This is a genomic window from candidate division KSB1 bacterium (assembly GCA_034506255.1).
In the GTDB taxonomy this organism is placed as follows: Bacteria; Zhuqueibacterota; Zhuqueibacteria; order Zhuqueibacterales; family Zhuqueibacteraceae; genus Coneutiohabitans; species Coneutiohabitans thermophilus.
Map to the genome: position 1 here is coordinate 432,145 of JAPDPX010000001.1, position 13,757 is coordinate 445,901.

Sequence of the window (13,757 nt, forward strand, 5' to 3'; positions counted from 1 at the left end):
TGATTTGTTTGCTCTCTTGGCTGTCGCACTGCAATAAAACGATCCGCCTGTGTGCGCCCCCGCACCGGCCGCAGGCACGGTTTGCCCCTCCCCTAGCTAAAATATTGCAGTCTCATTATGAGAAAGGCGGCTTCATGATACGACGAAAGCTATGGTGGCAGTGGTGGATGCTGGCCGCAATCTTTCCTGCCGCGCTGAGCGCGCAAACTTTTTCCGGGCGTCTGACCAGTTCTTTTTATGTCTACGAGCGCAGTGATTCGCTGGCGGTGGACTCGGGACATGCGCGCGCCTATCAGACGTTTCAGTTTGATCTCAGCGGAAAGAACGTGGCGTTGCGCTCCTATGGCCAGCTCGATCGCGATTTCAGCACGCGCCTGGCGGGCGACGGAAAAGTACGGCTTTCCCATCTCGCGCTGGAATTCAAAAACCTGGGCCGGCAGGTCGATCTGCAGGTGGGCCGTCAGCCGGTGTTCAGCGGTGTGGCGGCGGGCACTATTGACGGCGTGCAAATCAAAGTGCGCGCCGGCCGCCAGTTGCGCTTCAAGGCTTTTGGCGGCGGCCTGCTGCCCCACGACCAGCGCATGCAGCTCATCGCCGATCCCGACAGGAACTACATGGCCGGCGGCCAGATGGTGTGGCGGCCCAAAAGCGATTTCAATCTCAGTCTGAGCTTTTTTGAAAAGCGGCAATTGCGGCCCGGCTACGATGCTCTGCGCGCCGATTCGATCGGCAATGTTTTCACACAATACCTCTCACCCGTTGATCGCGCCTATCGCATGGCCTCGCTCGATGGCTCCTGGTTCGTCAATCCCCAAACATCGTTCTATGGCCGCAGCGATTTTAATTTTCACGCCAAAGCAATCACCCGTGCCGAACTCGCCGGCCGCTCACAGGTCACACCCCGGTTGTCCCTGACGGCAAATTACATCTTTCGTTCCCCGCATCTGCCCTGGAATTCGCTGTTCGCCGTCTTCAATGTCAAAGACAACCATGAACTCGAAGGCGGGTTCTATTATGAGCATCGTCCGGCACTGCGATTCTACGGCAACGTCGCCGGCATTTTTTATGAAGGCGAGCAATCCTACCGCGTGACGGCCGGCACCGATTTGAAATACGGCGGGGTGAACTACGTGCACCGCAGCGGCTATGCCGGCAATCTTGACGGCGTGAATGCCACGCTCTATTATCCCACCCGCAGCGGTCTGTTGCTGCCCAGCCTGCAGCTCTCCTGGGCTTCATACAAATTGGAGGGGGGTGCCGGCGCACGGGAATCGCTTTACTCCGGAGCCGCAGGGCTGCTGGTTCGCCCCTGGAACCGCCTCACCCTCGACGGCCAGGTGCAGATGCTGCATAATCGCTACTATTCCAACGACGTCCGGTTGCTGTTTCGCATGCAATACTGGTTCTTCACCAGGCAGGGGGCGTCATCATGAGGAGGAAGGAGCATTCACTTATGCACGGGCGTACATGGTTCGTTCTGCCAGGTTTGCTGGCGGGAGTGCTGGGCGTTTTGACGCTGGCATGGGCATGGAGCGGGCCGCCTGCCTCGTGGGATGATCCCGTCGCGCAATGGGGCAGAATCAAATTTTCGCACCGGAAACACGTCGCGGAAGCGGGAGCGGAATGCAGCGCCTGCCATGCCGCGGCCACCACCAGCGAAAAAGCCGGGGACCTGCTGTTCCCGAAACATGCGGAATGCGGCACCTGCCATGCCGAGGTGGAGAGCGCCAACACCGACGATTGCAAGTTCTGCCATGTCGATGTTGACCGTCTCGAGGCTTATGCCGCCCCTGCACGACTCGACATCGTGTTCAGCCACAAGCAACATGTCGAAGGACAGAAGCTCGAATGTGCCGCCTGCCATGCCGGTGTGGAAAAATCGGAAAAGCCGAGCGTGGCCCATCTCCCGACCATGGCCTCCTGCTACACCTGCCACAACGACGTGCAGGCAAGCAACGCCTGCGAGGCCTGCCATCCGCGGGTGGAGACCATGCTGCCGTTGAGCCATCGCGCGCCGGATTGGGCCAAACAACACAAGCGCCTGATCCGCGCCGATCACACCAGCAGTGATTGTGCCGTTTGCCACACGGATAATTTTTGCCAGACCTGCCATGCCGAGGTGACGCTGCGGCTCACGCGCGGCGATCTCCGCCGCAGCCTGGCGGAGAACCGGCCGGCACCCTCCGGCAGGGACCCGCTGGTCAAACAGAACGTGCACGAGCTGAATTATCTCTTCTCGCACAGCCTCGATTTGCGCGCCAAACAATCCGATTGCTATTCATGCCACAATCAGCAAACTTTCTGCGCCGACTGTCACAGTCGCAATCAAGATGCCGGCTTCGCCGCGCCGTTCCCGCTCTCGCATCGCGCGCCCGATTTCGTTCGCATCGGCACGGGCAGCGGTGGCGGCCAGCATGCCACCCTGGCGCGCCGTGATATTGAAGCATGTGCCGCCTGTCATGACGTTGAAGGTCGCGATCCGGTTTGCCTCATCTGCCATGTCGACCGCACCCCGGGCCGCGGCAATGATCCCAAAACGCATCCGGCCAATTTTCGCAACGAGGAAGGCGACTGGCATTCCAATGCCGGCTCCACCTGCTACAATTGTCACACCAACACCGAAAAGGCGGGAATTGGTTTCTGTGGTTATTGTCATGGCATGAAGTGAAACGCCGCCGGCGACAGCTGCCCCCGCCGCGTTCATCCGACCATCGCCGTCTGTCCTGGCATGCTCCAACCTCGGCTGGGCCGGGGGCGGTGGAACTCGCGTATCACAAAACTTTTCGGGAGAGCCATGCGGCCGGTCAGGCGGTCGCGGCAGGATGCCATCAGCCGGTTTCGCTTTCTCATGGACGTTATTGGGCGCCCGCTGTGGCCGGCAAGGCGCCGGCCTGAAACAAGTTGGTCATTTGACGAATGCCTGATGACTATGAAAGCCAAGATGAAGCAACTTCTGTTACCACTCGTGGGCGTGTCATTGCTGCTGCTCACTGCCTGCAGTGATCCGCAAGAGGCGCCGACCGCGGCGCAAAACGAAGTCGCCGTTCATGGCGAAGGCTGGCTCGATCCAACCTCTGCGAATTTTCATGGCAAGGTGTTGGCGGCACAAAATTATGACGCCAAATCATGCCGGCCCTGCCATGGCAGCCAGTTCGATGGCGGCCTGGTGAAATCTTCCTGCCGGAAATGCCACGTGACCTATCCGCATCCACCGGGCTGGGTCGAAGCCGCGTCACCCAATTTTCACGGCAAGACACTGGCCGGGGTGAACTACAATCTCAACCTCTGCAACAGTTGCCATGGCAGCCAGTTCGATGGTGGCACCTCGGGAGTCTCTTGTCGCACCTGCCACGCGAGCTATCCGCATCCGGCAGATTGGATGAATCCCGCGAGCACGGGCTTTCACGGCACGGTGCTGGCCGCACAGAATTACAACGCGACTGCCTGCCGGGCGTGTCATGGTGCAGAATATGCCGGCGGCACCTCCGGCGTGTCCTGCAAGCGCTGTCATGCCAGTTACCCCCACCCGCAGAATTGGATTGCCGGCCCTGCTGCGCATTCCACTTTTTTGAAGAACAATGGTTATGATCTGAATTCTTGCCAAGCCTGTCATGGCCGGGACTACAGTCTGGTCAAAGGAACTCTTTCCTGCCTGACCTGTCATACCCAGCAAAATGGTCCCGAGGCCTGCAACACCTGCCACGGCAATCCCGCCGCCAGCGCGGCCGATTTGAAGAATGCCGCACCCCCCAAGGGGCTGGACGATGAAACCGAGGCGACCTCGCCGGCGGTGGGTGCACATCAGGCACATCTCGCGTACTACACGGAATTGTCGACCGCGACGGTGTGTCAGGAATGCCATGTGCTGCCCGCCAGCTTCGCCGTCCCCGATCACATTGATGACAACAGCCGCGCTGAAGCGGTTTTCACCGGTGCCCTGGGCACGCGCAGAACCGAGGGCGGCGCGCGGGTGCCGCAGGTGGTGTATGATTTCAACAACAACACCTGCAGCAACAGCTATTGTCACGGCAATTGGGCCTTGCGCAAGGCGCAGTCACCGAATGACTTCGGTTTTGCCGCCGAGGTGATGACCGGAAACAACGCAGCGCCCAGTTGGGTCAACAGCGGCTCCGCGCCGTGCGGCTCCTGCCATGGCCTGCCGCCGACCGGTCATACGCCGTTCGCGATCACGGCCTGCACCATTTGCCATCAGGGTGTGGTGGATGGTTTCGGCAACATCACCGACAGCAGCAAGCACATCAATGGCAAAGTGAATGTGCTCGGCCGGGAGTATGACATGTACTGATCTGCGCGGCGCCAGGCCAAGTGGCCGGCGCAATGTCGGAGGAGTTGTTGGCAGGCTGAGTGTCATTGCGAGAAGATCTCGCCGCAAAACACAAAAGCCCAAACCGGAGTTTGGGCTTTTGTGTTTGAGCGGGCAAAGAACCACCGAACTGGGTCCGACGCGGCCGCCCCAATGGCGCGGTCAAGGGAGGGTCAGGCTTTGTGACGCGAGGCCGGACCCTGGCAGCGGCGTTCACTTCATTCGGCCTGACAGCCGGGCTGCGCCGTTGCGCGCACAAACGCGCGGACGGGCGGCACGCGCGAAGTGGTGGGGCAGAATCAATTCAAAGCCCCGAGCTGTTGCTGCAATACGGCCCATACCCGCTCAACATCTGCCGGCGTGACGCGCAAATGGCTGATCACCAGCCGGAGCACGAAGCGGCCGTCGATTTTGGTATGCGACAAAAATGCCTCGCCGGTTCGATTGACGGCATGCAGCAGCCTTTCGTTGAGTTCATTGAGCCGGCTCTCTTCGTTCAGGCTGGCGGGATGGGCGCGAAAACAGATTGTGCTCATCGGCACCGGCGCCAGGCGCTCGAAATCCGGATGGCGGTCAACCCAGCCGGCGAACTCCCGGGCGAGGCGGAGATGTTCGCGAATGCAGGCCTGCAATCCCGTCACGCCGAAGGAACGCAGCACGAACCAGAGCTTGAGCGCACGAAAGCGCCGGCCCAGCGGAATGCCGTAATCCATGTAGTTGATCACCCCGCTGTCTGCTGGCGTGCGCAAATACTCGGGCACCAGGCTGAAGGCACGGCGCAACACCTCCGGTTTGCGGGTGTAAAGCACGCTCAAGTCCATGGGCACGAACAACCATTTGTGGGGATTGACCACGAACGAATCCGCCAGCTCGCAGCCGGCGAGCACATGCCGCATTTCCGGAACGATGGCCACCGCGCCGCCATGCGCGGCATCGACATGCAACCAGAGATTTTCCGTGGCACAGATTTGCGCGATTTCTGCCACGGGATCGATGCTGGTGCAGGAGGTGGTACCCACCGTCGCCACCACACAAAATGGCCGCCAGCCAGCACGGCGATCATCCTGAATCGCCTGCGCCAAAGCCGCCGGCTGCATGCGAAATTCCGCATCGACTGGAATGCGGCGAATGCCTTCCCGGCCCAGCCCGATCAGCAACGCCGCCTTGTCGATGGAGGAATGCGTGTAGTCGGAGACATAGAGCCGCAGTCGCGGCAGATCGGCACGGCCGGCCATGCCGCGTTCATGAATCTGCAAGTCACCGAGCTGCTCGCGCGCGGCGGCCAGACCGTGCAGCGTGCTGGTGGAAGCGGTGTCAAAGATCAGCCCCCAAAAATCAGCCGGCAATCCCAGCATCTGTCGCAGCCAGTCGAGCGTCACTTCTTCCAGCTCGGTGGCTGCCGGGGAGGCCTGCCACAGCATGCTGTTGCTGTTGAATGCCGCCGCCAGCAAGTCACCGAGAATGCCCGGCCCGCTGGCGGAGGAAGTGAAGTAGGCAAAGAAGCGCGGATGATTCCAATGTGTCATGCCGGGCATGATCAGCCGGTCGAGATCGGCGAGCACGGCGGTCATGTCTTCGCCGTGTGGCGGCGGAGTTGCCGGCAGGGCGCGGCGCACGGCACCGGGCTGCACCGCTGGCAGCACGGGAAGGCGTCCCACCTCTTTCAGATAGTCCGCAATCCAATCGATCACCTGATGGCCGGCGCGGCGAAACGCTTCAACCGGCATGTCACCATATGCGGGTTCGTCGCGAAAAAAATTTTTTTCAGTGCTCATTTGCTCTCCCAGTTCTGCTTGTGGCATCTCAGCAAGACGGCCGGGATTTTGTCGCATCACTCTCGCAAAACGAACATGATCGCGAAGATTGTGTAACGCTGTCATTCTGCCTGGTCGGCAGAAGGCGGGACGGTTGTGGCGCCCTCGCCTTTGCAAGGCTCACAGGACATTCACCTCCACAAAGCAGGATGGCTGTTGCCTGGTTTGTGAGCGTGCCGGCATCGCTTCTCCAAGCAACCGGCGTGCAGCATCTTTGCTGTCATACTGCCCGATACTCCCGGGCAGGGTCAGCAACCTCCTCCCTCAGTCTGCCGGCATGCCCGGGGGAATTCGGCGAACGAGTTTAATGGAATTTTTTCAACTTTACAACGACGGCGCGAGCAATACTTCGGTAACATGTGCAGCAGCGCGGGTATCTTTGCTTGCAGACAAGATGTCCGCGCTGGGTTCCGCATGTTATGGAGGCATTACCCGTCAGAGACCTCCTGCCCGGCCCTCTTGTGTTGCCGGCAACCGCCATGGCCGGGGCGTTTTGTTCAAGGCATCGTGCCGGTTCCGGCGGACCAGTCGCAATCAGCCCCTCACTGCATTCAGCAACACGCCAAATGCCAATTGCGGGATGAGCATGATGTTGCAAGCAGATGCCAGCCTGGAAGCCGCATCGCCAAATTTGTTTTTGGTCAAAGTGGACGGGCGAGGGCAGCCGGTGAATGGAGTGGAGGCAGTCGAGGTGGGGTTGACTGGAGAAGTTGTTTCAACCTGCTGTTACGATGGCAACGCGAGGCTGTGCTTTGGGGGCAGATATTTTGGCGCCGCCAAACACCGCGAATGAACGCGAATATTTTTCATTCGCGCGCATTCGCGGTGGCTCATCGCTCTGTCCGGGTTTTTGAAATCAACCGCCGATAATTGTGCCCGGGCGATGCCATGCCGGGTGCGGCATGGCTGATGCCGGCATACACGACGGTTTTCTACTGCAAATAGAAAGTCTCTTCCACCGGGCGCAGCGGGCGATTGAACCACAATGGCCGCCGCAGGCCGTTCGGCCCGGGCGCCGGGCGCGTCAGCTTCAGCCATTCGCGATAGATCGCAAACGATTTCTCCGTATCCACAAACACGTCGCCGTAGCGATCCCCGGGATGCGCCTTTTCGATCCGCACTTTTTGATGCCAGCAGTGCATGCCGCTGATGGGGTCGGGATGCACGGGAAACGTGATGTTCTGATGCACGCCGCCGTCACTCCAGAAAATTCGTGAAGAGTCTGCGTCATTGCTTTTGAATGGCCGAATGCCGTCAATGATTCTCATGCGCCAGCCGCCCCCTGCGATTTGCCCGCCACCCTCTGCCTTCTGCCCGATGCGCGTGATGCTCACCAGCGAGGTCGCCCAGCGGTTGCCCGGCGCATCCTGCGGTCTGCGCCAGCGGCCGAGATGATGCGAACACGCGACCACGCCGGGTTTGATGCCCTCCGTCACCCACACGCGGTCAACGAAATAACCGATGTCCGTGTTCACGCGCAGCAAATCACCGGTCTGCACGCCGAGACGCGCCGCGTCCGAACTGTGCATCCAAATCGGATTGCGGTGGGAAATTTCATAAAGCCATTTGGCATTGCCGGAGCGCGAGTGAATCAAAGTCGGCAGGCGGAACGTTGGAATCAGCGGAAATTCTCCCTTGCTGCGGTCGAGATTCTCGTGATGAATGTGACTTTTGATGTACGCCGGAATTTTGTATTCCGGCCAGCCCCAATCAATCATCGTCTGGGAGAAAAATTCCTGCTTGCGCGACGGCGTGGGAAAGCCCTCGCACACCCTGCCATTCACCATCACGCCGATGGCTTTGCCGTTCTTCGTAATCAAGCCGGTTTGGGGGTCGGTTTGCGCGCCTTGCAAATCTGCCGCCGGAATCTCACGCAGGTGTTTGTTGTATGACGTTTTTTCCACCTCGAACGCGCCGAACTTGCGCATGTACTCCAGCGGTTTCAAGCCATGCTTCGCCGCCTCCTCCGGCAGGCCGGGGGTGTGTTCGAAGAGGTATTGATAGTACTCGTCAATCGTCACTTTTTGCCCGGGCCGGTACGGAGAGATAAAATGTTGTTTGACGCCCAGGCTGCCGTCCGGATCGATGCGCCATGACAGTTCGATCCAGAATTCGTCTTCCTCCCACACCTCGCCGGGATTGGCTTCGTAGGTGAACTGCACGGGTTTGCCCATTTTGCGCCGCGCCTCGCGCAACACCGGCTGCCGAAAGCCGATCCACAAGCCGGAGTGCGTCTCGTAGCTCACCAGATCGTGACGCTCGCCGGCGTGGCCCATCGGCAGAACGTAATCCGCAAAATAGGCCGTCTCGTTCCATGTCGGCGTGAGCGCGATGTGCATTCCGACTTTGCCCTCATCGGTGAGCGCTTCGATCCACGAGAAGCCGTCGGGATATGTCCACACCGGATTGAACACGCGGGTGAAATAGACGTCCAGCTTGCCGCGGCCCTCCTTGAGAAAGTGAGGGAGGAGAAAACTCATCTCATAATGCGCCAGCGGATATTCTTTGGGGAAATGCAGCTCGTTCCAAAATTTTTGCGCCGGCGGCTTGTCGAAGAAGCTCGGCTTGAATTTGTTCCATGCGCTCGGCGAAGTGCCGCCCACGGTGCCGACGCTGCCGGTGAGCACATTGAGAAAGTGCAAACTGCGTGCAACCGCCCAGCCACCGAGATTGCCGCTGCCCGCGCTGCGCCAGTTGTGCGTGGAGAAGCGCGTGCCCGCGCGTCCGATTTGCCGCGCGACTTCGACAATCATTTTCGCCGGCACGCCGCTTTCTTTTTCCGCGAACTCCGGTGTGTAATCCTTGTAAGCGGCTTTCACCGCCAGAATGAAATTGTCGAACGTGACTTCGTCGCTCGGGCGTTCGTGCGCGAGATATTGCTGCCAATTCACCCAGTCGCGCAAATAGGCTTCGTTGTACATTCCCTCGTCGAGAATGACCTTCGCCATCGCCAGCAGCACCGCGGCTTCGCTGCCGGGATAAGTCGGCAGCCAGTAATCGGCCATGCTGGCAGTGTTGGAGAGGCGCGAATCCATCACCGCCAGTTTGGCCCCGTTCATCATGCCTTCGATGATGCGCTGCGCGTGCGGGTTGAAATAATGCCCGGCCTCGAGATGCGAGCTGATGAGCAAAATGAAGCCGGCGTTGGCATGATCCGGCGAGGGCCGGTCATAGGTTTGCCAAAGCGCATAGCCAAAACGCGCGCCGGAGGAGCAGATGTTGGTGTGGCTGTTGTGGCCATCGACGCCCCAGGATTGCAGAATGCGATCCATGTAACCCTCGTGGCCGGGCCGGCCGACATGATAGACGACCTCGTTGTTGCGCTTTTCCTGCAGTGCCTTGCGAATGCGGCCGGCAATATCATCGAGCACACTGTCCCATGAAACCCGTTCCCATCGCCCTTCGCCCCTTCCTCCGGCGCGTTTCATCGGATAAAGAATGCGATCGGGATCGGTGACTTGATTGATCGTCGCCGGGCCTTTGGCGCAATTGCGGCCGCGGCTGCCGGGATGGTAGGGATTGCCCTCGAACTTGCGGACTTGCAGGGTTTGTTTGTCGATGTAGCTCAACAAGCCGCAGCCGGCTTCGCAGTTGAAGCAGATCGTCGGCACAATCATGTAATGCTTCGCCTCGCGCCGCGGCCAGCTTTTCGCTTCATATTCGACCCAATCGTCCCACTTCTCCGGCGGCGGATAGTTGGTGAGCTGGCCGGGCTCGGTCAGGCGTGGCACCTGCGGCCCAAGGTCATGATGCAGATTGGGAATGAGGCGGAGGGTCTCCGCGATTTTTTCGATGAAGCCGGGAGTATGAGTTGTGGGCATGAATGTCTTCTCCGCAGAATAACTTCATTGCAGTAGAGCCTTCAGGGTTTGCGCCTGAAGGCGCGACGAAGAAATATCATTTGACCAATTGGATTGCTCTCGAATACACCGAACCGTCAACTCGCAGCTTGACAAAATACACTCCCGCCGGAAGTCGATTCCCTTGAAATGGAATTTCGTAGTGGCCTGCAGCTTGGCGCTGCCGCACGAGCGTGGCGACTTCTCTGCCGAGTGCATCATAAACTTTCAAATCAACCGCCGCCGGTTGCGGCGCGGCGATTTCATAGCGAATCGTGGTGGCGTGCGTAAACGGATTCGGATGATTTTGATGCAGCATGCCGTAATTCTGCGGGATAGGCGCGTCTTCTTTCACCCCCGTCGTTTGGGCTACTTGCAAATTTAGCATCATGCCGTCGTCTTCGTGCTCCAAATTGTGGCAGTGCAGCAAGTAGATTCCGGCGTAAGCATCAAACCGCACGAGCACATTCACGGTTTCATTCGGATGGATGAGTACCGTGTCTTTCCAGCCTTTATCAACCGGCGAAAGATTTTGAGGGCCGCTGCGATCCACAACCTGGAATTGAAGGCCGTGAATGTGCATCGGATGAAATTCATCCGTGGTGTTGACGATTTGCCATTTTTCCAATTCGTGCAGCGGCACGGTTTCATCGATGCGATTCATCTCGAACACTTTGCCATTGATGCGATGCATGCCGTTCATCGCCATCTGCATGGTCAATGTAAACGTTCGCGTGCGAACCGCGTCATTCGGGTGATAATAAGCGATGGGCGCAAGGCTCGAAGGAATTTTCCCGCCGGAGGATTCCGCGCGTGCAACGTCGAAGCGCAGCAAATTCATTTCGATGCCCTGCCGATACGTCGTCCCCACGCCGCCGGCCGCAAAGGGCAAGGATTTCAGATAAACGCTTTGCCCAATTTGATCAGGCGAGAAATCGACGAGAATATCCAACCGCTCGCCGGGGGCCAAAAGGCTCTCGGTGACTTGCACCGGGGTATCGATCAAGCCGCCATCAGTGCCAATCACATGAAAGTTACGATTGTCGGAAAATGCGAGGCGATAAACTCTGGCGTTTGAGCCGTTCAAGAGACGAAAGCGATAAAGCGTGCGCGAGACTTCGAGATAAGCGCCGGGCGTGCCGTTGACCAACACGACGTCGCCGAGATATCCGTCCATCACCTCCATCATGTTGGGGTTATAAGCAAACTGCGGCTGAGTCGCAGCGCGCCGATCTTGAATGACCAGAGGAATGTCGTAATTTCCAGAAGGAAGACCGAGCTGCGCTTCGTCGGGATCCTCGATGATAAAAAATCCCGCGAAGCCCTTGTAAACCTGCATCGCCGTTTGCTCATGCGGATGGGCATGATAAAAGTAAGTGCCGGCTCTGTTGATGACGGGAAAAGTATAGGTATACGAGCCGCCGGGCGCAATCGCGTCTTTGGGATGGCCGTCCATCTTGTCCGGAACGATCAGCCCGTGCCAGTGAATATTGGAAGGCTGATTCAATTGGTTGCGAAATTCCACGGTGAGCGTTTGCCCCTTTTGAATGCGAACGGTCGGGCCGGGATACGAGCCGTTGATCGCGATGACCTGCGTGGTGGTGTTGGGCCACACCGTCACGTTGCTTTGCGCCAAAGTCATTGTGCCGCCGGAAATCGTTGGCGGTATGCGCAGCGCGCTGCCGATTGGCGGGGTTGAAGGTGAAGCCGCTCGCGTAAACAATTCGCCGAGCAAGCCACTGCGAATAGCGATGACGCCGGGAATCACACCCAGCATTTTTTGTAGCGCTTCTCTCCTGTGCATGGTAATATCCTTGTCAAGGTTGTAGTGTGTGAGGATAAATCAATGGACTTTCGTAGCAGACCCTTTCCGGGTCTGCCCCTGAAGGTGAGACCACGAAAGGCCTACTAAAATCTCTCTAACTCAACGGAATCAACTGCGGCGCGCGCACCCAAAGGTGCTCGGTGATATAAATCCCAATCAGCACGAGCACGCCGGCAAGCCCGAGGAGCGGCGGCGCCCCGGACCACAGCAACAGCAGCGGCGCGATATTGCCGAGGATGATCGTTCCCAGCCAGAAGAGCTTGCTGAACCGTCCGGAGACAATCATCTTCACCGTGGCTTTCGCATCCTCGGTGGGATGCGTCGTCAGCAATTCAACTGTGATCACAACGAGGTTGAAGGCGAGGCTGCCGTACAAAACAAAGCGCAGATAGTCGCGCCAGTCCGTGGCGGCCGGCGAAAATGACGCGAGGAGACCAAACACGGCGGCGCCGGCCATGAAGGCATGCACGAGCATGTGCAGCGGCAACGTCGGGCTTTGCCAAAAATCCCGGCCTTTGGCTTGTGCGAAGAGGAAGGCGGTATACACCGCCGTGAGTATGGCAAAAATCGCGCTGCCCCATAATGTGAAAGCTTGAATGCCGCTCCAGCCAAAATATTTCGCCAGGCCCCATAACGTGAGCAAACCGCCGTAAATCGTGATAATGTACCCTCCACGCACGAGCCATGAACCCCATTGCGGACGCAGCAGCACGTAGGCAAATCGCGCCGGCTGATCCAAGTCTTTCACAAGCAAGGCACCGGTCAATGTGAGAAAGATCAAGCCGAGAGCGAGGCCGAGCCATTGCTTCGACTCTGAAGGATCTACTACAAAAAGAGCGAGAAACGGCACGAGCCACGCGCCGCTGGCAACCGCTTTCGTCCAAACATAAGCGGAAACCTCCCAGCCCCACAGCACGCCCTTGCCGGGTGCATCATAAACCCGCCGCGCCTTTACGCGAATGACATCCTGTGCTTTTTGCTGCATCTTTTGTTGATCGCCGCCGGCGGGGATGAGAATGCCATCACCGCCGTTTTCCCCGGCCAGGTGCCGCGCCATCTCCGCCGGATCAGCCTGACTCCTGCGCGCTTCGGCATAATGAGCAAAATGGCCGACACCGGTCGCCTGCGCGCTCCACAAGTATTGGCTCGTGGACGCGGTCACAATCGGTTTGAGCGCGGCTTCATCGCCTTCGATGTAGAAAAGTTTTGGCCGTGTGCCTTTTTCAATTTTGCGTGCGGTCACCTGCTCGCGTGCCAACAGTTGCGAAATTTCCGAGAAGGGATCATCCAGGTCGCCGGAAATGATGGCATGCTCCGGACAAACGTTGACGCAGGCCGGCTCCAGGCCGATGTCAATGCGGTGGGCGCAATAGTTGCACTTTGCCGCGGTATGGGTGTTGGGATCGATGTAAAGCGCGTCGTAGGGACAGGCTTGCATGCAGCCCTTGCAGCCGATGCAGCGGCGATTGTCGAAATCCACGATGCCGTCATCGCGTTTGAAGAGCGCCGTCACCGGACAAATGTTGACGCAGGGCGCGTCCTCGCAATGGTTGCAGCGCATGACGGAGAACAGGCGCCGCGTGTGCGGGAACTCGCCCTTCTCGATGTACTTGACCCAGGTGCGATTGACGCCGATGGCGACGTCGTGCTCGGCCTTGCAGGCAACGGTGCAGGCATGGCAGCCGATGCATTTGCGGTTGTCGATGATGAAGCCAAAGTTCATTCCTTCCTCGCGGCAGATTTGAAAACGTGAGCGATGAATACCGGCTGAAAGTAAACAGCGGGTGCGGGTCAAATTGCGTTTTCCGGCACGACAAACTGGACAGCTTTACATAGTGAAATTTCCGCCAAAAAGCAAAAGATCACGCCCCACCGCCGGTCTGCAAAGGCAGCGCAAAGAAATTCCGGCGGGTGCGGCCTGCGCGTGTCTTTGCGTCGCGGCGGTTTGACATGCG

At 58.7% G+C, this 13,757-nt stretch carries 7 protein-coding genes; 3 read left to right on the forward strand and 4 right to left on the reverse strand.

All coding sequences use genetic code 11. The features are described from left to right. Positions 1-134: 134 nt before the first annotated feature. The 3 genes from ONB52_01835 to ONB52_01845 all read left to right on the forward strand — a co-directional run bounded on the left by ONB52_01835 (position 135) and on the right by ONB52_01845 (position 4,306). Positions 135-1,433 carry a hypothetical protein gene (locus ONB52_01835; GenBank protein MDZ7414880.1) on the forward strand — a complete coding sequence of 433 codons (1,299 nt, stop codon included), beginning with the start codon at positions 135-137 and terminating at the stop codon, positions 1,431-1,433. Positions 1,434-1,453: 20 nt separating this feature from the next. Next, on the forward strand, positions 1,454-2,668 hold the full coding sequence (locus ONB52_01840; protein ID MDZ7414881.1) for a cytochrome c3 family protein: 1,215 nt from the start codon (positions 1,454-1,456) through the stop codon (positions 2,666-2,668). A 273-nt stretch (positions 2,669-2,941) separates the two neighbouring features. Beyond that, positions 2,942-4,306 (forward strand): hypothetical protein, encoded by a 1,365-nt coding sequence (locus tag ONB52_01845; protein ID MDZ7414882.1) that lies wholly within the window; start codon positions 2,942-2,944, stop codon positions 4,304-4,306. 317 nt (positions 4,307-4,623) lie between these two features. Here ONB52_01845 and ONB52_01850 read toward each other — a convergent pair whose 3' ends face one another. The 4 genes from ONB52_01850 to nrfD all read right to left on the reverse strand — a co-directional run bounded on the left by ONB52_01850 (position 4,624) and on the right by nrfD (position 13,525). Beyond that, on the reverse strand, positions 4,624-6,099 hold the full coding sequence (locus ONB52_01850; protein ID MDZ7414883.1) for a pyridoxal-dependent decarboxylase: 1,476 nt from the start codon (positions 6,097-6,099) through the stop codon (positions 4,624-4,626). Between the two features lie 971 nt (positions 6,100-7,070). Then, positions 7,071-9,959: a molybdopterin-dependent oxidoreductase gene (locus ONB52_01855; GenBank protein MDZ7414884.1), complete on the reverse strand. Its 2,889-nt coding sequence runs from the start codon at positions 9,957-9,959 to the stop codon at positions 7,071-7,073. Between the two features lie 76 nt (positions 9,960-10,035). Next, positions 10,036-11,781, reverse strand: coding sequence for a multicopper oxidase domain-containing protein (locus ONB52_01860; protein ID MDZ7414885.1), 1,746 nt, complete (start codon positions 11,779-11,781; stop codon positions 10,036-10,038). A 115-nt stretch (positions 11,782-11,896) separates the two neighbouring features. Beyond that, entirely contained in the window at positions 11,897-13,525 is a 1,629-nt protein-coding gene (gene nrfD / locus ONB52_01865) for a polysulfide reductase NrfD (GenBank protein MDZ7414886.1), read from the reverse strand. Positions 13,526-13,757 lie beyond the last annotated feature (232 nt).